22 protein-coding genes and 1 tRNA gene are annotated in these 22168 nt (G+C 57.7%); 19 read left to right on the top strand and 4 right to left on the bottom strand.

From position 1 onward, the window contains the following. Positions 1 to 7 precede the first annotated feature (7 nt). The 3 genes from QZ534_RS01925 to xseA all read right to left on the bottom strand — a co-directional run bounded on the left by QZ534_RS01925 (position 8) and on the right by xseA (position 3899). Positions 8 to 217 (bottom strand): cold-shock protein, encoded by a 210-nt coding sequence (locus tag QZ534_RS01925; protein ID WP_008169155.1) that lies wholly within the window; start codon positions 215 to 217, stop codon positions 8 to 10. Between the two features lie 315 nt (positions 218 to 532). Continuing rightward, complete coding sequence (locus QZ534_RS01920; RefSeq protein WP_296930805.1) at positions 533 to 2407, bottom strand: propionyl-CoA synthetase; 1875 nt, start codon at positions 2405 to 2407, stop codon at positions 533 to 535. Positions 2408 to 2510: 103 nt separating this feature from the next. Further along, positions 2511 to 3899 carry an exodeoxyribonuclease VII large subunit gene (gene xseA / locus QZ534_RS01915; RefSeq protein WP_296930802.1) on the bottom strand — a complete coding sequence of 463 codons (1389 nt, stop codon included), beginning with the start codon at positions 3897 to 3899 and terminating at the stop codon, positions 2511 to 2513. Between the two features lie 192 nt (positions 3900 to 4091). Here xseA and guaB point away from each other — a divergent pair, with 192 nt between their 5' ends. From guaB to QZ534_RS01885, 6 genes are all read left to right on the top strand, one after another. Continuing rightward, complete coding sequence (gene guaB, locus QZ534_RS01910) at positions 4092 to 5555, top strand: IMP dehydrogenase (protein WP_296930800.1); 1464 nt, start codon at positions 4092 to 4094, stop codon at positions 5553 to 5555. Between the two features lie 62 nt (positions 5556 to 5617). Beyond that, on the top strand, positions 5618 to 7195 hold the full coding sequence (guaA, locus tag QZ534_RS01905; RefSeq protein WP_296930797.1) for a glutamine-hydrolyzing GMP synthase: 1578 nt from the start codon (positions 5618 to 5620) through the stop codon (positions 7193 to 7195). A 73-nt stretch (positions 7196 to 7268) separates the two neighbouring features. Next, positions 7269 to 7769: a tRNA adenosine(34) deaminase TadA gene (tadA, locus tag QZ534_RS01900; RefSeq protein WP_296930795.1), complete on the top strand. Its 501-nt coding sequence runs from the start codon at positions 7269 to 7271 to the stop codon at positions 7767 to 7769. 9 nt (positions 7770 to 7778) lie between these two features. Next, entirely contained in the window at positions 7779 to 8774 is a 996-nt protein-coding gene (gene galE / locus QZ534_RS01895; protein ID WP_296930792.1) for a UDP-glucose 4-epimerase GalE, read from the top strand. A gap of 37 nt (positions 8775 to 8811) precedes the next feature. Further along, positions 8812 to 10155 (top strand): UDP-glucose/GDP-mannose dehydrogenase family protein, encoded by a 1344-nt coding sequence (locus tag QZ534_RS01890; protein WP_296930790.1) that lies wholly within the window; start codon positions 8812 to 8814, stop codon positions 10153 to 10155. 23 nt (positions 10156 to 10178) lie between these two features. Next, positions 10179 to 10613 carry an HIT family protein gene (locus tag QZ534_RS01885; protein WP_296930787.1) on the top strand — a complete coding sequence of 145 codons (435 nt, stop codon included), beginning with the start codon at positions 10179 to 10181 and terminating at the stop codon, positions 10611 to 10613. 12 nt (positions 10614 to 10625) lie between these two features. Here the strand turns inward: QZ534_RS01885 and fabR are convergent, their stop codons facing one another. Beyond that, positions 10626 to 11243 (bottom strand): HTH-type transcriptional repressor FabR, encoded by a 618-nt coding sequence (gene fabR / locus QZ534_RS01880; RefSeq protein ID WP_296930785.1) that lies wholly within the window; start codon positions 11241 to 11243, stop codon positions 10626 to 10628. A 333-nt stretch (positions 11244 to 11576) separates the two neighbouring features. On the opposite strand from fabR, the gene aspS reads away from it, so the two are divergent. The 13 genes from aspS (at position 11577) to QZ534_RS01815 (ending at position 22121) form a co-directional block, all read left to right on the top strand. Beyond that, positions 11577 to 13385, top strand: coding sequence for an aspartate--tRNA ligase (gene aspS, locus QZ534_RS01875; protein WP_296931145.1), 1809 nt, complete (start codon positions 11577 to 11579; stop codon positions 13383 to 13385). A 25-nt stretch (positions 13386 to 13410) separates the two neighbouring features. After that, the gene (locus QZ534_RS01870) at positions 13411 to 14154 is read left to right on the top strand and encodes a YebC/PmpR family DNA-binding transcriptional regulator (RefSeq protein WP_296930783.1); all 744 of its coding nucleotides are present in this window, start codon (positions 13411 to 13413) and stop codon (positions 14152 to 14154) included. A gap of 18 nt (positions 14155 to 14172) precedes the next feature. Beyond that, positions 14173 to 14700 (top strand): crossover junction endodeoxyribonuclease RuvC, encoded by a 528-nt coding sequence (ruvC, locus tag QZ534_RS01865; RefSeq protein ID WP_296930781.1) that lies wholly within the window; start codon positions 14173 to 14175, stop codon positions 14698 to 14700. A gap of 30 nt (positions 14701 to 14730) precedes the next feature. After that, positions 14731 to 15360, top strand: coding sequence for a Holliday junction branch migration protein RuvA (ruvA, locus tag QZ534_RS01860; protein ID WP_296930778.1), 630 nt, complete (start codon positions 14731 to 14733; stop codon positions 15358 to 15360). Positions 15361 to 15492: 132 nt separating this feature from the next. Beyond that, positions 15493 to 16524 carry a Holliday junction branch migration DNA helicase RuvB gene (ruvB, locus tag QZ534_RS01855; RefSeq protein WP_008169131.1) on the top strand — a complete coding sequence of 344 codons (1032 nt, stop codon included), beginning with the start codon at positions 15493 to 15495 and terminating at the stop codon, positions 16522 to 16524. After that, positions 16508 to 16978 (top strand): YbgC/FadM family acyl-CoA thioesterase, encoded by a 471-nt coding sequence (locus tag QZ534_RS01850; RefSeq protein WP_296930775.1) that lies wholly within the window; start codon positions 16508 to 16510, stop codon positions 16976 to 16978. Before ruvB ends, QZ534_RS01850 begins: the two co-directional genes overlap by 17 nt. A 3-nt stretch (positions 16979 to 16981) precedes the next feature. Further along, the gene (gene tolQ / locus QZ534_RS01845) at positions 16982 to 17671 is read left to right on the top strand and encodes a protein TolQ (protein ID WP_008169128.1); all 690 of its coding nucleotides are present in this window, start codon (positions 16982 to 16984) and stop codon (positions 17669 to 17671) included. Between the two features lie 46 nt (positions 17672 to 17717). Then, a complete protein-coding gene (gene tolR, locus QZ534_RS01840; protein ID WP_064230141.1) occupies positions 17718 to 18164 on the top strand; it encodes a protein TolR in 447 nt (148 codons plus the stop codon). 79 nt (positions 18165 to 18243) lie between these two features. Beyond that, positions 18244 to 19224: a cell envelope integrity protein TolA gene (gene tolA, locus QZ534_RS01835; RefSeq protein ID WP_296931143.1), complete on the top strand. Its 981-nt coding sequence runs from the start codon at positions 18244 to 18246 to the stop codon at positions 19222 to 19224. 16 nt (positions 19225 to 19240) lie between these two features. Further along, positions 19241 to 20554, top strand: coding sequence for a Tol-Pal system beta propeller repeat protein TolB (gene tolB / locus QZ534_RS01830; RefSeq protein WP_296930770.1), 1314 nt, complete (start codon positions 19241 to 19243; stop codon positions 20552 to 20554). Between the two features lie 67 nt (positions 20555 to 20621). After that, positions 20622 to 21194, top strand: coding sequence for a peptidoglycan-associated lipoprotein Pal (gene pal / locus QZ534_RS01825; protein WP_069183424.1), 573 nt, complete (start codon positions 20622 to 20624; stop codon positions 21192 to 21194). A 16-nt stretch (positions 21195 to 21210) separates the two neighbouring features. Beyond that, on the top strand, positions 21211 to 21960 hold the full coding sequence (ybgF, locus tag QZ534_RS01820; protein WP_296930767.1) for a tol-pal system protein YbgF: 750 nt from the start codon (positions 21211 to 21213) through the stop codon (positions 21958 to 21960). A gap of 85 nt (positions 21961 to 22045) precedes the next feature. Then, positions 22046 to 22121, top strand: a tRNA-Lys gene (locus QZ534_RS01815). The last annotated feature ends 47 nt before the right edge of the window (positions 22122 to 22168 follow it).

Raw genomic sequence — 22168 nt, 5'->3', positions numbered from 1 at the left:
TAGACCCTCAGACCGGGGTAACGTTTTCCGCCTGCGGGCCTTTCGGGCCCTGTGTCACGGTGAACTGCACCTGCTGGCCTTCGGTCAGGGTGCGGAAACCGCTTGCGTTGATTGCGCTGTAGTGAACAAACACGTCGCTGCCACCGTCCTGAGCGATAAAGCCGAAGCCTTTTGATTCGTTAAACCACTTTACGTGGCCGGTTTTAGTATCGGACATTGATCTTTCCTGTCTTTCTGTAATTTGCCCTCACGGGACCTTCAAAATTCCACATGGAATCGTTGCTGAGAAATCCAGAGAGTACTGAGGAAGGGGCAACGAAGAGCACTTCGGCAGGACGTTGAAACGCATTCACCAAATACCGCTGTATTTTCACAGCAATTTCAGTATAGACCGACTTTGGGGGGCGTCAACGAAATTTTGCACCTTTCATGCAGGTTTTATTGTGGGCAAAAACAACGGCTTGGGATTTGATTGAACAAAAAATGCCCGCCCCCGGTTCAGTGGGGACAGGCAGGGTTCAGAGCGCCGTTGTCAGTGGCGGAATTGCTCGCTGATTTCTTCCAGTATGGCCGGGTCATCAATGGTGCTGGGCACCGAGTATTCCTCGCCATCAGCGATCTGCCGGATAACCCGTCTCAGGATCTTGCCGGAGCGGGTCTTTGGCAGTCGTTCCACCACCAGTGCCCGGCGGAAGCAGGCAATGGCACCGATCTTGTCACGGACCATCTCGACCAGCTCGTCTTCCAGTTCGTCATGGTCGATGGTTGCGCCATCCTTGATGAGGACCAGGCCGATGGGGATCTGTCCCTTCATGTCATCGTGAGCACCAACGACGCAGCATTCGGCCACCGCGGGATGGGAGGCAACGACTTCTTCCATCTCGCCGGTGGACAGCCGGTGCCCGGCCACATTGATCACATCATCGGTGCGGCCCATGACAAACACATAGCCGTCGTCGTCGATGAAACCGCCATCTCCGGAGCTGTAAAAGCCTGAGATGGGCTCGAGGTAGGTTTTGCGGAAGCGCTCGTCGTCGCCCCAGACGGTCATCATGCAGCCAGGTGGCAGCGGCAGTTTTACAGCAATCTGACCCTGCTCGCCTGCGGGCATCTGGCTGCCGTTCATGTCTACCACCTGAACGTTGTAACCTGGGGAGGGTACGGTTGCCGAGCCCGGCTTGGTGGCCATCAGTTCGATGCCCACCGGGTTGCAGCAAATGGCCCATCCGGTTTCGGTTTGCCACCAGTGGTCAAGCACTGGCAGGCCGGTGTGTTCCTTCAGCCACTCATAGGTGGCTGGATCCAGGCGTTCGCCGGCCAGGAACAGGCGCTTCAGTGAACTTATGTCATAGCGTGACAGCTGATCCGCTTCCGGATCCTCCTTGCGGACGGCGCGGAATGCGGTGGGCGCGGTAAACAGCATGTTCACCTTGTGGTCCTGAACCACCCGCCAGAAGGCACCCGCATCCGGCGTTTTCACCGGCTTGCCTTCGTACAGGATGGTGGTGCAGCCGGCAAACAGCGGGGCGTAAACAATGTAGCTATGGCCAACGACCCAGCCAACGTCGGAAGCTGCCCAATAAACATCACCGGGTTTGGCGTCGTAGACCAGCTTCATGCTGTAGTTCAGCGCAACCGCGTGGCCACCGTTGTCACGAACCACACCCTTGGGCTTACCGGTGGTGCCCGAGGTGTAAAGGATATAGAGAGGGTCGGTAGACTTGACGGGCACCGGGTTGGCCGCCTTGGCCGTTTTCATGAGCTCGTTCCAGTCATGGTCCCGGCCGGCCTGAAGATCGGCTTGCACCTGGGGGCGCTGGTACACGATGCAGGTTTCCGGTTTGTGGCTGGCCTGGTCAATGGCCTTGTTGACCAACGGCTTGTACTCGATCACCCGGGTAACTTCGATGCCGCAGGAGGCGGTAATTACCGCCTTGGGTTTGGCGTCGTCAATGCGAACCGCAAGTTCATGGGCTGCAAAACCGCCAAAGACCACGGAGTGGATGGCACCGATCCGCGCGCAGCCCAGCATTGCGATAACGGCTTCCGGGATCATTGGCATGTAGATGATGACCCGGTCGCCCTTGGTGATACCGCGGTCCTTCAGGGCGCCGGCAAATCGTGCAACTTCATCGGTGAGCTCGTTGTACGTGTAGCTGCGCTGGGTATCGGTAACCGGAGAATCGTAGATCAGGGCTTTCTGCTCACCACGTCCTGCGCGGATGTTGGCATCCAGCGCCACATCGCAGGTGTTCAGGGTGCCGTCAGGGAACCACTGCCCGTGGCCGTTGTCGGTTGGCTGCCAGATGGTTTTCGGCGGTTCGATCCAGTCAATTTTTTCCGCCTGTTCACGCCAGAATTCGTCCGGTTTGTCTATCGACCGCCGGAACTCTGAGTGGTAGTCCATACATTCCACCTCATCGTGCCTGTTGTTGTTTTAGTTCGTTTCCTGACAACTTTAGGCCGTTTGAAATCATGGACTAGTAGACCATTGGCTTAGTCTGAGGGTTCTAGGGGCCAGTTTCTTCTTCAGATTTGACTGAAGTCACCTTCGCAGTCATTTCACCTCTCGAAACACGGGCTGAAATGGTATCGCCCGGTTTAACGCCCGAGGCATCTCGGAGAATGTTCCCGCTCTTGTCGCGTACGATGGAATACCCTCGTCCAAGCGTCGCCAGGGGACTGACCACATTCAGGGTCTTCGCCGCATGTTCCAGGTTGTCGCGACGTTGTTTCAGATCCTGTCGCATTACTGAGGCCAGTCGCTCGCTCACGCGCCGGAGAGCTTCCTGACTCTCCGACAGCTGTCGGCGGGGTGACTGCATGGCCAGCCTCTGGCTCAGGTGATCGTTGTGTACGCCAAGGGTTGTGAGGCGCTGTCGGATGGCTTTCTGAAGCCGCAACTCCAATTCATCCATGCGCTGGGCTTTTTCCAGAAGCTCCCTTCTGGGGTCCCGCAGTCTCGCGCCCAGATGCCCAAGCTGGGTGCCCAGGCGCTTCAGAGCGAGGCCCATGGCAGTGGATAGTCTGAGTTCCCGCTCACGGAGCTGTCTGAGCCAGTCAGACTGATCCGGTGAAATCTTTTCGGCCGCGGCCGAAGGCGTTGGTGCCCGAAGATCGGCCACGAAATCTGCAATGGTGACATCCACCTCATGTCCGACCGCGCTGACTGTGGGAATACTGCAAGCGGCAATGGCGCGTGCAACCGACTCTTCATTGAAGCACCAGAGATCCTCCAGGGAGCCACCGCCACGACCGATAATCAGTACATCGGCAACACCGTGGTTCTGGGCAGCTTCAATGGCTCGTACTATGTCAGCAGTCGCCGCCTTGCCCTGGACGGCCGTGGGGTAGAGCGTTACCGGTATAGCGGGGCACCGCCGCGCCAGAACGGTGAGAATGTCGTGAATCGCGGCGCCGGTGGGTGAGGTGACTACGCCAATGTGTCTGGGCAGTGAGGGCAGAGGTTTCTTGCGGGCCTGTTCAAAAAGCCCCTCGGCGAGCAGTTTGCGTTTGAGTTCCTCGAATGCCTGTTGCAAAGCGCCGAGGCCCGCGGGCTCAATATGCTCGACGATGATCTGGAAGTCGCCCCGGTTTTCGTAGAGGGTCACCCTGCCGCGAATCCGAACCTGGTCGCCCTCCTTGGGAAGCGTCCTGATACGCTGGTTCATCCCCCGGAACATGGCGCATCGCACCTGGCACTTCCGGTCTTTCAGGGAAAAGTACCAGTGACCGGAGGAGGGGCGTGAGAATCCGGAGAGTTCTCCTTCAACCCATACCTGCATGAAGCTGGATTCCAGAAGGTGTCTGGCCTGGTGGTTCAGCTCACTGACACTGAGTGCCCGGGGCCGGGTGTCCTGAAGATGCGGGGTCGCCGGTCCTGATCCGTCGTTATACATACGCAATAGCCGAAAAAAGGGAGGGTAAAAATAGCGAAATTTCAAAAAGATGCAATCGAACCTTAAAAACGGGCCGGTTTACTGTCCCCGAGAGCCCCATTATAATAGATCGATTAAGGATTTTGCTTTGCTGTACCGCCGCGGGTACGGCACGGAAACTCCCAACTTAGCACGATCAAAAGGCGGATCCCAATGCTGCGAATTGCCGAAGAAGCCCTCACATTTGATGATGTTCTGCTGGTTCCCGGATACTCGGAAGTGCTGCCCCACGAGGTCAGCCTGCAGACTCAACTGACCAAGGGTATCACCCTAAACATTCCTCTTCTGTCATCCGCCATGGATACCGTTACCGAGGCGGAATTGGCCATCGCCATGGCCCAGGAAGGCGGTATCGGCATCATGCACAAGAACATGACCGTTGAGCAACAGGCGGCGGCAGTCCGCAAGGTCAAGAAGTTCGAAAGTGGTGTTGTCAAGGATCCGATTACAGTATCGCCAGACACCACGGTACGCGAATTGGTCGATATCACCATGGCAAACAGCATTTCGGGCCTGCCTGTGGTGGATGGTCACGATCTGATCGGTATCGTAACAGGTCGTGATATCCGGTTTGAAAGCCGCATGGATACGCTGGTTCGCGATATCATGACCCCGAAGGACAAGCTGGTAACCGTCAAGGAAGGCGCCTGCCTTGAAGAAGTGAAAGAGCTGCTGCATCGCCACCGGATCGAAAAGGTTCTGGTGGTCAACGACAACTTCGAGCTGCGCGGCCTGATCACCGTCAAGGATATCCAGAAGGCCAAGGATTATCCGCTGGCGTGCAAGGATGATCAGGGACGTCTGCGGGTTGGCGCGGCGGTCAGTACTGGCGGCGACACCGAAGCACGAATTACCGCACTGGCCGAAGCCGGGGTTGATGTGATTGTTGTGGATACGGCCCATGGTCACTCCCGTGGCGTCATCGAGCGTGTTCGCTGGATCAAGAAGAATTTCCCGGATGTGCAGGTCATTGGCGGTAACATTGCCACTTCGCACGCGGCGCTCGCCCTTGCAGAAGCCGGAGCGGATGCGGTGAAGGTGGGTATCGGTCCCGGTTCCATCTGTACCACTCGCATCGTAGCGGGTATTGGCGTTCCCCAGATCTCTGCGGTTTCCAACGTGGCGGCCGCCCTGAAGGAGAAGGGGGTCCCGGTAATCGCAGATGGCGGTATCCGTTTCTCTGGCGATATTGCCAAGGCTATTGCGGCTGGTGCCCACAGCGTCATGATCGGCAGCCTCCTGGCAGGTACCGATGAAGCTCCGGGTGAGGTTGAGCTGTTCCAGGGGCGCAGTTACAAGGCGTATCGGGGTATGGGGTCCATCGGGGCCATGGGTCAGGGCTCCAGCGACCGTTACTTCCAGGACGCCAGCAAAGGCATCGAGAAGCTGGTGCCGGAAGGCATTGAAGGCCGCGTTGCCTGCAAGGGTCCGATGCGTAACATTGTTCACCAATTGGTTGGTGGTCTGCGTGCTGCCATGGGCTACACCGGTAGCGCCACCATGGAAGAAATGCGTACCAAGCCCGAATTCGTGCGCATCACCAACGCCGGTATGCGTGAGAGCCACGTGCACGATGTGACCATCACGAAAGAATCGCCCAACTACCGTATCGGTTAACCATTGCCCTACCAGACGCGGCCCCCAGAGGGCCGCGTTGTTTATTCAGCTCCGAGGACTCCATGGCCCAGAACATTCACGACCACCGCATCCTGATTCTCGATTTCGGTTCCCAGTACACCCAGCTGATTGCCCGCCGTGTGCGGGAAATTGGCGTTTACTGTGAGATCAAAGCGTTCGATATTACCGAGGACGAGCTCAATGAATTCAATCCCAAGGGGATTATTCTTGCGGGTGGGCCGGAGTCGGTAACTCAACTTGGCGGTCCCCGAGCGCCGGAAGGGCTGTTTGATCGTGGCATCCCCATTCTCGGCATCTGCTACGGCATGCAGACCATGGCTGAACAACTTGGTGGCCGCGTTGCCAGCTCCGAGAAACGTGAGTTCGGCTATGCTCAAGTCAAGGTGCGGGCCAAGGGGCCGTTGCTGGCGGATATCACCGACCATCTGACACCGGCCGGTGAGTCGTTGCTGGATGTGTGGATGAGCCACGGTGACAAGGTTGTGGCCATGCCCGAAGGCTTCGAGTTGCTGGCCTCTACCGAAAGCGCGCCGATTTCTGCAATGCAGGATCTCAGTCGGAACCTGTATGGTGTTCAGTTTCATCCCGAGGTCACCCACACCCTCCAGGGCAAACGGATTCTCGAGCATTTCATCCTGAATATCTGTAAATGCGAAGCCCTGTGGACACCTGCAAAGATCGTCGATGACGCCGTTCAGCAGATTCGCGAGCAAGTCGGCAGCGACAAGGTTTTGTTGGGATTGTCTGGTGGCGTCGACTCCTCGGTAACAGCTGCACTGCTGCACCGGGCAATTGGTGATCAGCTTACCTGCGTGTTCGTGGACAACGGCCTCCTGCGTCTTCACGAAGGCGACCAGGTGATGGATATGTTTGCCAGTAACATGGGTGTAAAGGTCATTCGTGTTGATGCCGAAGACCTGTTCCTGTCGAAGCTCAAGGGCGTCAGTGATCCCGAACAGAAACGCAAGATCATCGGCAACACCTTTATCGACGTGTTCGACGATGAGGCGGCCAATATCAAGGATGTGAACTGGCTGGCCCAGGGCACGATCTATCCGGACGTGATCGAATCTGCCGCCTCCAAGACTGGCAAGGCTCACGTTATCAAGTCCCACCACAATGTGGGCGGCCTGCCAGAAACCATGAAAATGAAGCTGGTGGAGCCCCTGCGAGAGCTGTTCAAGGATGAGGTGCGCCGGATCGGTCTGGAGCTCGGCTTGCCTTACGATATGGTTTACCGTCACCCGTTCCCGGGGCCTGGACTGGGCGTGCGTATTCTTGGCGAAGTGAAAAAGGAATACGCCGATATCTTGCGCAAGGCTGACGCCATTTTCCTGGAAGAGCTCCATCGTGCGGACTTCTACCACAAGACCAGTCAGGCCTTTGCGGTATTCCTGCCGGTCAAGTCGGTCGGCGTTGTAGGGGACGCCCGTCGCTATGAATACGTAGTGGCCCTGCGTGCCGTTGAAACCATCGATTTCATGACCGCCCGTTGGGCGCATCTGCCTTACGATCTCCTCGAAACCGTTTCCAACCGGATCATCAATGAGATCACCGGCGTTTCCCGGGTGACCTACGATGTGTCGTCCAAGCCGCCCGCCACTATCGAGTGGGAATAATCTAATCTGCCGGAACAAGGGGGCAGAAGGACGCTTTCTTCTGACCCTGTTTTAGAGGGCCCGGGGGACAACAATGTCAGAGGAGCGCACTGACGAATGCTGGATGAGCCGCGCACTGCAGCTGGCGGGCGAAGCTGCAGCCAAAGGCGAAGTGCCAGTTGGTGCCGTGGTGGTTCTGGATGGCAAGGAAATCGGCGCGGGTTTTAACGCGCCGATTTCCGGTTGCGACCCCACGGCCCATGCCGAAATCCGGGCGCTGCGCGATGCCGCCGCCCGGGTAGGCAATTATCGGCTGCCCGGTGCCACGCTTTACGTTACTCTGGAGCCCTGTACCATGTGCGTGGGCGCCATCGTTCATGGTCGTATCAGTCGGCTCGTTTACGGTGCCAGTGAGCCGAAGGCGGGCGCAATAGAGTCCGCACGTCGAACTCTGGATGAGCCCCATCTGAACTGGGACGTAACGGCTGTTGGCGGTGTGCTTGCAGATCAGTGCGGCCGGGTAATCAGTGAATTTTTCAGTCGGCGGCGGGCAGAGATCCGGCGTCTGCGCAAACAACCTTCAGGGAAGGAGTAGTTCTCGCCTATGAAAGTCCTCGTTACCGGCGGAGCCGGGTATATTGGCAGTCATGTGGTTCGCCAGCTAGGCGAGGCCGGTCACGACATCGTGGTGTTCGATAACCTCTCCACAGGCTACCGCTGGGCGGTGACAGCCGGCGAGCTGGTGGTCGGGGATCTGGCCGACGAAGCGGCAATCGAAGATCTATTCTCCCGTCACCGGTTTGAGGCGGTTCTGCATTTCGCGGCCAATATTGTGGTGCCGGAGTCTGTCGCCAACCCCCTTAAGTATTACAGCAACAATACCCGCAATACCCTGAACCTCCTGAAAGCGGTCGAAAGATACGAAGTGCCCTACATGGTGTTTTCCTCCACTGCGGCCGTATATGGCATGCCGGAGCAAACGGTGCTCACCGAGGATCTGCCGCTGGCTCCGATCAACCCCTACGGTGCGTCCAAGATGATGAGCGAGCGGATGATCATGGATCTGGCCGCAGCTTCCAGCCTCAATTATGTGATTCTCCGTTACTTTAATGTGGCAGGCGCGAATCCGGAAGGGCTGCTGGGGCAGGCCACGCCCGAAGCCACCCATCTGATCAAGGTGGCCTGCGAATGCGTGACCGGGCAGCGCGAGGGTATGAGCGTGTTCGGCACCGACTACGATACCCGGGATGGCACCTGCATTCGCGACTACATCCACGTAGAGGACCTGGCCAAGGCTCATGTGATGGCGCTGGACTATATGTCAGAAGGCGGTCATTCGAAGGTCATGAATTGCGGGTATGGTCGCGGCTTTACGGTCCGGGAAGTGATTGATGTGGTCAAGGCGCAATCCGGCGTTGATTTCCCGGTTACGGAAACCGGTCGCCGCGCCGGCGACCCGTCGGCTTTGATGGCGGACAACACGCTTATCCGCCAGACCCTGGGCTGGCAGCCGGACTACGACAACCTCGAAACGATTGTCGGCACGGCCCTGGCGTGGGAAGCGATCTGGCAGAAGAAAAAAGCCGACAACACCCAATAACTCTTAACTTTTCTGTATTTGTATCGGGATTTAAAGGATGAAAATAACGATTTTCGGGACAGGCTATGTAGGACTAGTGACCGGCGCCTGTCTGGCGGATGTTGGTCATCATGTTCTGTGTATGGATGTTGACCAGGGCAAGATTGAGAAGCTCAAGAATGGCCAGATTCCCATCTATGAGCCTGGCCTGGACAATATCGTAAAACACACTGTGGAAGCCGGACGTCTTTCTTTCACAACAGATACCGAGGAGGCCGTTCGCCACGGCACGCTTCAGTTTATCGCTGTAGGTACGCCTCCGGATGAAGATGGTTCTGCCGACCTCCAGTATGTTACTGCCGTAGCCCGTTCCATTGGTGAACACATGGAGGACTACAAGGTGGTGGTCGACAAGTCCACGGTACCGGTGGGTACCGGCGACAAGGTCCGGGCTGCGGTTCGCGCCCAGTTGGATCGTCGCGGTCTGGAGCTTGATTTTGATGTGGTTTCCAACCCGGAGTTTCTCAAGGAAGGCGCTGCCATCAATGATTTCATGAAGCCTGATCGTATTGTCGTTGGTACCGACAGTGAGCGGGCTGCGGAATTGCTGCGGGAAGTCTACTACCCGTTCAACCGCAATCATGACCGGATGATCTTTATGGATCTTCGGTCTGCGGAGCTCACCAAGTATGCGGCCAACTCGATGCTGGCCACCAAGATCAGCTTCATGAACGAAATCGCCAATCTGGCAGAGCGGTTGGGCGCCGATATCGAAGCCGTACGCCGTGGTATTGGTTCCGATCCGCGGATCGGTTATCACTTCATCTACCCGGGTTGTGGTTATGGTGGCTCCTGTTTCCCGAAGGATGTCCAGGCTCTGGCCCGAACGGCGAGCGATTGCGGCTACGAGGCACGACTGCTGAACGCTGTTGAATCGGTGAACTATGCCCAGAAACACGTGCTGTTCGACAAGATCAGCCATTACTTTGGCGGCGATCTGAATGGCAAGGTCGTTGCGCTCTGGGGACTTGCGTTCAAGCCCAACACCGATGATATGCGTGAAGCTTCCTCCCGCACGTTGATGGAAGATCTCTGGAAGGCGGGTGCCAGGGTGCAGGCCTTTGATCCGGAGGCGATGGAAGAAACCCAGCGTATCTATGGTGACCAGGATGGTCTGACCCTGTGCGGCACGAAAGAACAGGCGCTTAAAGGGGCAGATGTTCTCGCTATCTGCACCGAGTGGAAAGAGTTCCGGTCGCCGGACTTCGAATCCATTGCTGCGACCATTCGTGAGCCTGTGGTCTTCGACGGCCGCAACCTTTACGAGCCGGAAATGCTGGATCGCTACGGCCTGATTTACTACGCCATTGGCCGTGGCCGCACCCAGTTCCACTCCGAGTAAACCCGGAGAATCGGAGGATGAGCATGAGCGAACCGTCAGTTTTCCGGTTACACGAGCGACTGAACGCCGATACGATTGGCCTCGGAAGCAGCTCGCTTTGTGAAATCCGATTGATGAATGACAGCACCTGGCCTTGGGTGCTGTTGGTGCCAGCGGTCGCCGGGATCCGTGAGATCTACCAGTTGTCGGCGGACCAGCAGCACCAGTTGGTCCGCGAGTCCTCCGCGCTCAGCGAAGCCATGATGGATGTCTTCGGCGGCGACAAGATGAACGTCGCGGCCCTTGGCAACATGGTGCCCCAGCTTCATCTTCATCATATCGTACGATTTGAGGGCGATCCGGCGTGGCCGGGCCCGATCTGGGGCAAACAAGCGCCGGTACCCTATACCGATGCCGAGCTGGAGCAGGTTCGGCAAAGACTCGAGCCCGTGCTGGCCGAGCTGGAATCCGGCGTTTAAAGCCAGTTCAGATTACTGGCGCTTCGCCAGAGTCTGGGAGCCGACCAGAATCATCCTGAGCTCGGTTTTCAGCTTGGCCTTCAGCTCCTCACGTTCCCTGGCCGTTGCGTCCAGTGCCTCGGCACCCTGGTTGAACACCAGCGTCACCATGGCTTCGGCCACCAGCCTTGCTTCGGAAAGTGGTCTGCTCTGTTCATCGGCAATCCGCCGAAGATCGTCCGCCAGTTCGGTGACAAAATGATCGATCTCCGCCTTCACCGCCGTCCGGAACGGCTTGGATACCCCGGTTCTTTCCCGAAGCATCAGCCGGAACAGGTTTGCATTGTTGCCCAGGTACTCCATGAAGGTTTCAACGGACGTGGAAATGGCGCTGCCACCGTCCCGGGCAATACGCTTGCGGGCCTGGCGCATCAGTTGCCTCAGGGCAACACCGCCTTCGTCCACCAGAGCCAGCCCCAGCTCATCAAGCTCCGCAAAGTGGCGGTAGAAAGACGTGGGGGCGATGCCCGCCTCTCGGGCAACTTCCCGCAAGCTCAGGCTCCCAAAGCCCCGATCCGCACTCAGTTGCGAAAGCGCCGCATCCATCAGTGCCCGCCGGGTTTTCAGTTTCTGCTCCGCTCTGGTGGCCAAGTTCAGACTCCATCTGCCGGTAAAAAAGAAGCATTCTAGCTGGCTGCCAACCTGCAGTCATCCGACCGCTTGATTTGCGTGCCGGCACGCCTGATTTTCACCGCCATTGTGTTTATAATGGGCGGCTTTTCCGCTATGGTCGCAACATTTTTGAGCGGGCACGAATCAAGGTAGCGCCGGGTGTGGTGGCTCTATACGAAACCTTGCGGAGCCATGGATGGCGGAGCAGAGCTTACAGGGACGTATTCACAGCGTGTTTTGGATAGAGCCACCACAGCCGGTGCTGAACCTATGGCACCAAACATGAACACATCAAAAGTAACGGGAACCGGTATGCGCAGTCATTATTGCGGTGGGATTAACGAATCTCACATCGATCAGGAAGTCACACTTTGCGGATGGGTCCACCGCCGTCGTGACCACGGTGGGGTTATCTTCCTGGATCTGCGGGATCGGGATGGTATGTCTCAGGTGGTTGTCGACCCTGATACCCCTGAGAGCTTTGCGCTCGCGGAAAAAGTCCGTAGCGAGTTCGTGATCAAGGTAACCGGTCGGGTGCGTCGCCGTCCTGCCGGCACCGAGAACAACAACATGCCGACCGGGCAGGTTGAGCTTCTTGGCAAAGAGCTGAGCATTCTGAACGCCGCAGCCACGCCGCCGTTCCCGCTGGATGAGCATGTCGATGTTGGCGAGGATGTGCGCCTGCGCTACCGCTTTGTGGACCTGCGTCGTCCGGAAATGATCAACCGTCTGCGTTTTCGTTCCCGGGTAACCAGCTATATCCGCAACTACCTCGACAGCAAGGGCTTCATGGATGTGGAGACCCCCATCCTGACCCGTGCCACGCCGGAAGGTGCGCGAGATTACCTGGTGCCGAGCCGTACCCACGAAGGCTCCTTCTTCGCGCTTCCGCAGTCTCCCCAGCTGTTCAAGCAACTGCTGATGGTGTCTGGTGTTGACCGTTACTACCAGATTGCCAAGTGTTTCCGGGATGAGGATCTGCGTGCGGATCGTCAGCCAGAGTTCACCCAGGTAGACATTGAGGCCTCTTTTATCGATGAAGAGACTTTGATGAAGCTGAACGAGGATATGATCCGCTCCCTGTTCAAGGACGTGTTGGATGTTGAACTGCCGTCCTTCCCGCAAATGCCGTATGCCGAGGCAATGCAGCGCTACGGCAGCGACAAGCCGGACCTGCGTATCCCGCTGGAGCTGCTGGATGTGAACGATCTGGTTGAAGGCGTGGACTTCAAGGTCTTCGCCGGTCCCGCCAAGGATCCGAAGGGGCGTGTGGCGGCACTGCGTGTGCCGAAAGGCGGCGAGCTGACTCGCAAGCAGATTGACGACTACACCAAGTTTGTTGGCATCTACGGTGCCAAAGGCCTTGCCTATATCAAGGTCAATGACCTGTCCAAGGGCGTTGAAGGTCTGCAATCCCCGATCATCAAGTTCCTCGGTGATGACGTCGCTCTGGCCATTATGGAGCGTGTGGGTGCCGAAGACGGCGACATTGTTTTCTTTGGTGCAGATAAGACCAACGTGGTCAACGAGGCCCTGGGCGCATTGCGGATCAGGATCGGTCACGATCTCAACATGCTGACGTCCGAGTGGGCGCCGCTCTGGGTTGTCGATTTCCCGATGTTCGAAGAAACGCCGGACGGAAGCCTGACCGCGATTCACCACCCGTTCACGGCTCCCTCCTGCAGCCCGGAAGATCTGGCCGCAGACCCCGCCAATGCGTTGTCCCGTGCCTATGACATGGTTCTGAACGGCACCGAGTTGGGTGGCGGTTCCATCCGTATTCACGATGAGAAAATGCAGGAAGCGGTGTTCCGTATCCTGGGTATCGGTGAAGAGGAAGCCCGTGCCAAGTTCGGCTTCCTGCTGGATGCCCTGAAGTTTGGTTGTCCGCCCCATGGTGGTCTGGCATTCGGCCTGGACCGCCTGGTCATGCTGATGACCGGCGCTACGTCCATCCGTGACGTTATCGCATTCCCGAAAACCCAGAGTGCCACCTGTCTGATGACCCAGGCGCCGGGCGAAGTGGATGAGAAGCAGCTACGTGAGTTGCATATTCGTCTGCGCAAGCCGTCAAAGCCGGTTGAAGGCAACAAGGCGGAAGCCGGTGAGGGCAACGCGTAAGTCAATGATTTAAGGGAGGAGCTGTATGGCGGGTCACAGTAAGTGGGCCAACATCAAGCACCGCAAGGCGGCACAGGATGCCAAGCGGGGCAAGATCTTCACCAAAATCATTCGTGAGCTGACCGTGGCCGCGCGCCAGGGCGGGGGTAATCCCGATGACAACCCCCGTCTGCGCGCGGTCATCGACAAGGCGCTCACCGCGAACATGAAAAAAGACACCATCGAGCGCGCGGTAGAACGTGGCACCGGTGGTGGCGATGATGACAACTACGAAGAGCTGACCTACGAAGGCTATGGCCCAGGTGGTGTGGCGATATTCGTGGAAGTCATGACCGATAACAAGAACCGCTCGGTCGCTGAAATCCGTCACGCATTCAACAAGATGGGTGGCAATCTCGGTACCGACGGATCGGTAGCCTACCTGTTCAGCAAGCAGGGCATCATCAGCTACGGTCCGGAGTGGGAAGAAGATAGGCTGGTGGAAGCCGTACTCAGCGCCGGTGCCGAAGACCTTGCGGCCCAGGAAGATGGCTCCTGGGAAATCGTAACCACGCCCGAGCAGTTTCTGGACGTCAAGGAATCTCTGGTCAACGCCGGGCTGGTCCCGGACAATGCCGAAGTAACCATGGTTCCGTCCACGCGGGTTGAGCTGGATCGCGACGGCGCGGAAACCATCCTCAAGCTCATTGATATGCTCGAAGATCTGGACGATGTTCAGAATGTCTACCACAACGCGGATATCTCCGGCGAAATCATGGAATCACTTTGACCAGTCAGGAGCATTGATGTGGCGATAATTCTGGGCGTAGATCCGGGGTCACGAATTACCGGTTACGGCGTCATTCGGGCCGATGGTCGTCACATCGAGTACATCGACAGTGGTTGTATTCGGGTGGGTGAGAAGCCCATGGCGGAGCGCCTGCAGACCATCTTCCAGAGCCTTGCCACCCTGATTGGCGAGTACCGGCCGGAAGAGTTTGCCATCGAGCAGGTGTTCATGGCCCGCAATCCTGACTCCGCCCTGAAGCTCGGCCAGGCCCGTGGTGCGGCCATTGTCAGTGCCGCCAACAGTGGCTTGGCGGTTCATGAGTACTCGGCCCGGCAGGTTAAACAGGCGGTTGTCGGAAAGGGCGGTGCTGACAAGTCCCAGGTGCAGCACATGGTTCAGGCGCTGCTCTCGCTCTCACGCAAACCCCAGGCGGATGCGGCCGATGCTTTGGCCATTGCCCTGTGCCATGCCCACATGAGCCAGAGTATTCTGCGGGTGGCCAGTGGCACCGGAAAGGTCCGAAGCGGTCGGGTGCGACAACAATAAACCGCTTCCAATAGCGACAGGAGATTGAGCTTGATTGGTCGTATCCGAGGTATTCTGGTTGAAAAGGCTCCGGGCCAGGCGTTGGTGGAATGCGCCGGCCTGGGGTACGAAGTCGACATTCCCTACACCACCTTCTTTCACCTGCCGGAAACCGGCGATGAAGTGACCCTGCACACCCATTTTGCCGTCCGCGAAGATGCCCAGAGCCTTTATGGCTTCGCTTCCCGTCTGGACCGGGACCTGTTCCGCCTGCTGATCAAGGTGAATGGCGTTGGCCCGAAACTGGCGGTTGGCATTCTTTCGGGTCTGGATGCCCAGCAGTTCATTCGCTGCGTCGAGAACCGGGACTCCGCCTCACTGGTCAAGCTCCCCGGCGTTGGCAAGAAAACCGCAGAGCGGCTTCTTATTGAAATGGCGGACCGGATAGGGCAACTTGAAGGGCAATTTGTGCCAACGTCGCCCGAGACGACAGGGTTGGGGCAAGTGGACGGACAAGGTCCGGTTGGCGGCCCGGCGGCTACCGAGGAAGCGGAAGCCGCACTGATTGCCCTGGGTTACAAACCCCAGGAGGCCGCCAAGGCCATCAGCAAAGTGGCCGAGGAGGGCATGAGCAGCGAAACCCTCATCCGTCTGGCCCTGCGAAACATGATACCGGCCTGACCGCCAGAACCTGTCGTGAACCTGTAGAGAGCGTAACGTGACACCTGCTAACCCCTTTGTACAATTGGGGCTGCGCTGGAATAGCGGGTAAACGTGAGGCACGATGTTGATTCCCACACTATGGGTGATGCCATGATCGAATCCGACCGGTTGATCTCGGCCCGGGCCGGTGAATACGAGGAAGTACAGGACAGGGCCATTCGCCCGACCTTGCTGGCTGAATATGTTGGCCAGCCCACGGTCCGTGAGCAGATGGATATTTTCATATCCGCCGCCCGTGGCCGCCAGGAAGCGCTGGACCACGTTCTGATCTTTGGCCCGCCCGGTTTGGGTAAGACAACGCTGGCCAATATCATCGCCAACGAGATGGGCGTTTCCATCAAAACAACCTCTGGCCCGGTGCTTGAGAAAGCCGGGGATCTGGCGGCCATGCTGACCAACCTCGAGGAAGGTGACGTTCTCTTCATCGACGAGATTCACCGTCTCAGCGCCGCCGTCGAGGAAGTTCTTTATCCTGCGATGGAAGATTACCAGCTCGACATCATGATTGGTGAGGGCCCGGCGGCCCGATCCATCAAGCTCGATCTGCCACCGTTCACCCTTGTCGGGGCCACTACCCGTGCAGGGTTGCTGACATCGCCCTTGCGGGACCGCTTCGGGATTGTGCAGCGTCTGGAGTTCTACAACACTGAAGATCTCACCAGCATCATTCTGCGCTCCGCACGGCTTTCTTCGGTAGCCGTTGATGAAGCAGGCGCGTTTGAAATCGCGCGTCGGTCGAGGGGCACGCCGCGGATCGCCAACCGGCTTTTGCGTCGGGTCCGGGATTTTGCGGAGGTCCGTTCCGACGGTCGGATCACGTCTGACATTGCCGATCAGGCACTGAATATGCTCAAGGTAGATAATCAGGGCTTCGATCATATGGATCGGCGTCTGCTGCTGGCGATGATCGAGAAATTCGACGGTGGACCAGTGGGTGTTGAGAGCCTTGCCGCCGCCATCAGCGAGGAACGCGGCACCATTGAGGATGTGCTTGAGCCCTTCCTGATCCAGCAGGGTTACATGGTTCGGACCCCGCGGGGACGGATGGTGACCTCCAATGCCTATCAGCATTTTGGTGTTATTCCACCGAAGTCGGGCAGGGAGGATGATCTTTTTGGTTGAACAGGCGCCAGAGGCAAGGTTCGAGCTGCCGATCCGGGTCTACATTGAGGACACCGATGCCGGCGGCATCGTATTTCACGCCAAATACCTCCATTACATGGAGCGGGCGCGAACCGAATGGGTACGCAGTTGCGGCGTTGGCTTGAGGGCAGGGCTGGCAGACAACATCAGTTATGTTGTACAGCGCCTGGACATTCATTATGCGGTAGCCGCAAGGCTGGATGATGAGCTGCTTGTCACAGCCGAACCGGTGGCTTTTGGCCGGGTCTGGATGGACTTTCGCCAGCGTGTCCTGCGGGCCGCCGACCGCAAGGTTTTGAGTGATAGCAATGTCCGGGTTGCCTGTGTTGCGCTCGATACTGGCCGCCCCCGGCGTTTGCCGGAAAACATGCAGGAATTGCTGGCCAGGAATGTCCAGCCGATTGAAACGATAAACAGAACGAGCCAGGAGTAAGAAGTGGATTCAGAACTTTCAGTCTGGTACCTCATTGCAAACGCCGGTGTCCTGGTACAGCTGGTCATGCTTTTGCTGGCCCTGGCGTCGATCATGTCCTGGGCGCTGATTTTCCAGCGTCTGCAGGTATTCCGCAAAGCCAAGCGGGCCCAACTGGCGTTTGAAGAGCGGTTCTGGTCCGGTATGGATCTGGGCCAGCTATACCGGGAAGTGAATGCCGATCCGACGCCGTTCTCCGGCATGGAATCCCTTTTCCGCGCCGGTTTCAAGGAATTTTCCCGGTTGCGTCAGCAAAGCCGGGATGCCGATGCTGTTATGGAGGGTACCCAGCGGGCCATGCGTGTGGCGTTTTCGCGGGAGCACGAGCGGCTTGAGGCAAGCCTCCCGTTTCTGGCTACGGTGGGCTCCACCAGTCCGTATATCGGCCTGTTTGGTACTGTATGGGGCATCATGAATTCGTTCCGCGGACTTGCTCAGGTTCAGCAGGCAACGCTGGCCACGGTAGCGCCCGGTATTTCAGAGGCCCTGATTGCGACCGCCATGGGTCTGTTCGCCGCAATACCGGCGGTTATCGCCTACAACCGTTTCTCGGCCATGTCCGATGCTCTGTTGAAAAACTATGAAACCTTCGCCGATGAGTTTTCCAGCATTCTCCATCGTCGGGTGCACCAGAGCGAAAAGGGTGCCGCATGATGGCACGGAAATTCATGGGCGGGGATCAGCTTAGGAGCGCTGCTTTATGAAAGGCATGGGAATGATGCCGGAGAACAGGCGCAAACCAATGTCGGAGATCAACGTGGTTCCGTACATTGACGTCATGCTGGTGCTCCTGATTATCTTCATGGTCACCGCGCCGATGCTGACCCAGGGGGTCAAGGTTGATTTGCCTCAGACCACCTCGGACCCGATCCAGGCAGATAAGGACGTAGAGTCCATCATTGTTTCCGTGGATGCGAACGGTGCTTACTACGTCGAAATCGGTGATGAAGGCAGTGACCCCATGACCCTGGCGGATTTGCGGGAACAGATCTCCAAGATTCTTTCGCAGCGGGCTTCAAGTGAGATTCTGGTTCGTGGTGATGAGAACGTTCCCTATGGCACCGTTGTCAGATTGATGGCGGAATTACAGGGTGCCGGGGCGAGCAGTATCGGCCTGATCACTGAATCACCCCGGGACGACAATTGATAGTGGTGCGGGCAGGAGTGTTGTGAGAGATCACGAGCGCGAAGTTACCACAACCGGCATGGCACCGTGGAAATCACCGGTGGCGCTCTCGGTAACGCTGCATGCGTTGATTCTGGGTATCGCGCTGGCAGGTTGGTCCTGGACCAGCACCGACCATGAGCCACCTCCCAGAAGCATATCGGCGCGGTTGATTACCCAGCAAGAACCGGAGCCGAGCCCGGTTGTCGAACCGGACGATCAACAGAAACGCGATGAGGAGCGTCGGGCCGAGGAGCAGCGCCGTCGGGAAGAGGCCGAGCGGCAGCGGCAGGAGGAAGAAGCCCGTCGTATTGCCGAGCAGGAGCGCCAGAAAGAGCAAAAGCGGCTGCAGCAACAGAAAGAGCAGGAGCGTCAGGAAGCCGAGGCGAAGGAACGTGCAGCACAGAAAGCGCGTGAAGAAGAAGCGGCGCGTAAAAAGGCGGAAGCGGAGGCCAAGGAGCGGGCTCGCCAGAAGGCGGAGGAAGAGAAACGCCGTCAGGAAGAAGCCAGACGAAAAGCCGAAGAAGAGAAGCGTCGGCAGGAAGAGCAGAGGAAGCGCGAAGAAGCCGAACGCAAGCGACAGGAAGAACTGGCCCGCCAGGAAGCAGAGCGTAAACGTCTTGAGGCGGAGCGGAAGCTGCGTGAACAGCAGTTGGAGGCCCAGGCGGAGGCGGCTCAAAGAGCTCGTGAAGAGGAAGCTCGTCGCCAGCAGGAAGCAGCGGCCGCGAAAGCCCGGGAAGCGCAGATGTTGTCGGAGAGCGAGAAGTACCAGGCATTGATCCGGGAGCGGTTGAGCCAGGCGTGGTATCCGCCATCCTCGGCAACGGAAGATATGACTGCGCGGCTTCAGATTACCCTGTTGCCAACCGGCGAGCTCGCCGGAGTGCGTCTGGTCAGTAGCAGTGGCAACACTGCGTTTGATAACTCCGCTCTGGGGGCCGTGCGTTCACTGAGCCGTTACCCGATACCCAATGATCGGGATACCTTTGAACGGTATTTCCGACAGTTTACGATTGAATTCAACCCACGCCGGTTGAGATAAGGATACGGATAACACCATGACATATCGGATTTGGTATAAACCGTCCAGAATAGTGCTCGCCGCTATCGCCCTGATCTTCGTCGCAGTTTCAGGTGCCCGTGCCGAGCTGTTGATCCGGATTACCGAGGGTGCGGATTCCGCCATTCCTGTGGCAGTGGTGCCCTTCGCTGAATCCGGACAGATGCCCGCTGGAGACAAGGTCGGCAGCATTGTCCAGGCGGATCTGACGATGACGGGGGAGTTTCGGACCCTGCCTCCGGAAAAAATGCTGAGCCTGCCATCGCGGCGGGAAGAAGTGTATTTCCGGGACTGGCGTCTGCTCGGTCAACGCTACGTACTGGTCGGTTCGCTTACCCGAAGTGGTGACCGTGTACAGGCCCGGTATGAACTGTTCGATGTAAACCGCGAAGAAAGGATTCTAGGGGAAACCGCAGCTGCACCGGCTTCCAATATGCGTTCTCTGGCGCACCACATCAGCGACAAGGTTTATGAGGCCATCACCGGCGTACCTGGTGCCTTTTCCACGAAGCTGGCGTATGTAACGCTGGATACCGCTAATGGCAAACCCCGCTACCGCCTGCAGGTGAGCGATGTGGACGGCAAGCGTGCCCGTATTCGTCTCGAAAGCCAGGAGCCCATTCTGTCCCCGGCCTGGTCACCAGACGGAGAAAAATTGGCCTATGTGTCTTTCGAAACTGGAAAGCCGGTTATCTTCGTTCATGAGCTCGCAACCGGCCAGCGCACCAAGGTTGCAGATTTTCCAGGCCTGAATTCGGCACCCGCCTGGTCTGACGATGGCCGATCGCTGCTGATGACCCTCTCGAAGGATGGCAACGCCGAAATCTACCGGATGAATCTGGATAGCCGGCAACTGACCAAACTCACCAACCACTGGGCCATTGATACCGAACCGAGCTACGACGCCAGTGGTGAGGGGATTTTCTTCACCTCGGATCGTTCCGGCGGGCCCCAGATATACCACATGGAAACACCGGGTGCCGAGCCCCGTCGTATCACCTTCGGCAGCCGCTACAACGCTCGGCCCAGGCCGGACAATGACGGCAAATATGTCTATTACGTTCACCAGCGGGATCGGGCATTTCACATTGCCCGTACCGAACTGAAAACCGGGGAGGAGACCATCCTTACCCGCACGGAGTCTGATGAGTCTCCCAGTGTTGCGCCCAACGGCCGGATGCTGATCTACGCTACCCGGCAGAACGGAAGCAACGTGCTTACGGTTATTTCTGCGGATGGCGGGGCAGCCTACAGCTTGCCGGCATCCGAAGGCGATGTCCGTGAGCCGGCCTGGGGACCTTTGGTTCGCTGATCGCCGGATTTAATAGGCGTCGGCAATGGTTCAACTGATCATGTCACTCAACTGAAAGGAAAAAAGTATGAATTTCTCGGCTCAATCAAAAGCGTTTGCACTGTTGCTGTCCGTAGGCCTGGTAGCTGGCTGTAGCTCCACCGGCGGTACCTCCGAGGAAGGCGGTGAGTACGGTTCCGATGTCGCTGCTGTCGATCAGGAAGGCGGTTCCACAGTTTATGGTGGTGATGACCAGGGTGGAGTATCTTCTTCTGCCATGACTGAAGAAGAGCGCATGGCCGCGCGCGAACAGGCGGAGCAGCAGGCGCTGCGCGAAATCACCGTGTTCTACTTTGATTTCGACACTGCTGAAATCAAACAGGAAGCCCGGGACGTGCTGGTCGCCCATGCTCGCTTCCTCGCCAATAACCCGGGTCAGAATGTGCGTATCGAAGGTCACGCTGATGAGCGCGGCACCAAGGAATACAACCTGGCCCTGGGTGAGCGTCGTGCCAACGCTGTTCAGCGTTTCCTGATCGTCAATGGCGCTTCACGCGGCCAGCTTGAAACCGTAAGCTATGGTGAAGAGAAGCCGGCAGTGATGGGCTCCAGCGAGAGTGCCTGGGCCCAGAACCGTCGTGTAGAACTCGTATTTGAGTAATCACACAGGACCGACCATGAGAAAAATCCTCATGGCGACAGTGGTGCTGCCGCTTGCCCTCGGGCAGGCGGGAGTCGCCCTGGCGCAATCAGCCCAGGACTCTCAGCGCAACGCCAATAATAGCCAGGCGACGGCTGAGCTGTTCTACATGATCCAGCAGCTTCAGGGTGAAGTCCGCAGGCTTCAGGGCCAGGTGGAGGAGCAGAGACACCAGATCGAACGCCTGCAGCAGCAGGGGCGCGATCGCTACATAGATCTGGACCAGCGTATTCTGGATCTCTCGGAGAAGGTGGCGTCCCAACCTGCTCCCGCGGCAAGCACAACAGGTAACGACTCGACAGCTTCCGGACCAGCGCCGGCAGCAAGGGAATACCGTCAGCCGGGTGCGGAAGAGCGCAAGGCCTACGAACAGATTCAGGACCTGATCCGAAACCAGAAAAAATACGATGAGGCCATCAGTCGGATATACGAATTTATCGATGAGTATCCGGAGGGTGATCTGACGGTCAATGCCTACTATTGGCTCGGTGAAGTCTATCTGGTCAAGCCGCAGCTCGAGCAGGCAAAACAGGCGTTCACCATTGTTGCCACCCGTTTTGCCGATCACCGCAAGGCACCGGATGCCGTCTACAAGCTGGGCGTTACTCATGACCGTCTGGGGGAAGAAGAGCAGGCACGGCGCAGCATGCAAACCGTGATTGAGGATTACCCGTCCAGCAGCGCTGCGGACCTTGCCAGGAAGTTTCTGGAGTCCCAGAACAGCTGATTGCCGGGCGTGGCAAAAATGTTGAGAAACCTGAGAAAAAGGGGTTGATCAACGGCCAAAAATCATTACTATATGCGCCTCGTTTGGGTCGTTAGCTCAGTTGGTAGAGCAGTTGGCTTTTAACCAATTGGTCGAAGGTTCGAATCCTTCACGACCCACCAAATAACAGAAACCTGCGGGTTTTTGTGAAAAAAGAGCCTCCGGGCTC

Source organism: uncultured Marinobacter sp. (assembly GCF_913055835.1).
Classification (GTDB): domain Bacteria; phylum Pseudomonadota; class Gammaproteobacteria; order Pseudomonadales; family Oleiphilaceae; genus Marinobacter.
Note: the sequence above shows the minus strand (reverse complement) of the source record. Positions and strands in the feature narration are given on the sequence as shown.

What these genes read in the sequence shown, in the direction of transcription:
- QZ534_RS01925 (WP_008169155.1), bottom strand. Translation starts at nt 217, where the DNA reads ATGTCCGATACTAAAACCGGCCACGTAAAGTGGTTTAACGAATCAAAA.
- QZ534_RS01920 (WP_296930805.1), bottom strand. Translation starts at nt 2,407, where the DNA reads ATGGACTACCACTCAGAGTTCCGGCGGTCGATAGACAAACCGGACGAA.
- xseA (WP_296930802.1), bottom strand. Translation starts at nt 3,899, where the DNA reads ATGTATAACGACGGATCAGGACCGGCGACCCCGCATCTTCAGGACACC.
- guaB (WP_296930800.1), top strand. Translation starts at nt 4,092, where the DNA reads ATGCTGCGAATTGCCGAAGAAGCCCTCACATTTGATGATGTTCTGCTG.
- guaA (WP_296930797.1), top strand. Translation starts at nt 5,618, where the DNA reads ATGGCCCAGAACATTCACGACCACCGCATCCTGATTCTCGATTTCGGT.
- tadA (WP_296930795.1), top strand. Translation starts at nt 7,269, where the DNA reads ATGTCAGAGGAGCGCACTGACGAATGCTGGATGAGCCGCGCACTGCAG.
- galE (WP_296930792.1), top strand. Translation starts at nt 7,779, where the DNA reads ATGAAAGTCCTCGTTACCGGCGGAGCCGGGTATATTGGCAGTCATGTG.
- QZ534_RS01890 (WP_296930790.1), top strand. Translation starts at nt 8,812, where the DNA reads ATGAAAATAACGATTTTCGGGACAGGCTATGTAGGACTAGTGACCGGC.
- QZ534_RS01885 (WP_296930787.1), top strand. Translation starts at nt 10,179, where the DNA reads ATGAGCGAACCGTCAGTTTTCCGGTTACACGAGCGACTGAACGCCGAT.
- aspS (WP_296931145.1), top strand. Translation starts at nt 11,577, where the DNA reads ATGCGCAGTCATTATTGCGGTGGGATTAACGAATCTCACATCGATCAG.
- QZ534_RS01870 (WP_296930783.1), top strand. Translation starts at nt 13,411, where the DNA reads ATGGCGGGTCACAGTAAGTGGGCCAACATCAAGCACCGCAAGGCGGCA.
- ruvB (WP_008169131.1), top strand. Translation starts at nt 15,493, where the DNA reads ATGATCGAATCCGACCGGTTGATCTCGGCCCGGGCCGGTGAATACGAG.
- QZ534_RS01850 (WP_296930775.1), top strand. Translation starts at nt 16,508, where the DNA reads ATGATCTTTTTGGTTGAACAGGCGCCAGAGGCAAGGTTCGAGCTGCCG.
- tolR (WP_064230141.1), top strand. Translation starts at nt 17,718, where the DNA reads ATGAAAGGCATGGGAATGATGCCGGAGAACAGGCGCAAACCAATGTCG.
- tolB (WP_296930770.1), top strand. Translation starts at nt 19,241, where the DNA reads ATGACATATCGGATTTGGTATAAACCGTCCAGAATAGTGCTCGCCGCT.
- pal (WP_069183424.1), top strand. Translation starts at nt 20,622, where the DNA reads ATGAATTTCTCGGCTCAATCAAAAGCGTTTGCACTGTTGCTGTCCGTA.
- ybgF (WP_296930767.1), top strand. Translation starts at nt 21,211, where the DNA reads ATGAGAAAAATCCTCATGGCGACAGTGGTGCTGCCGCTTGCCCTCGGG.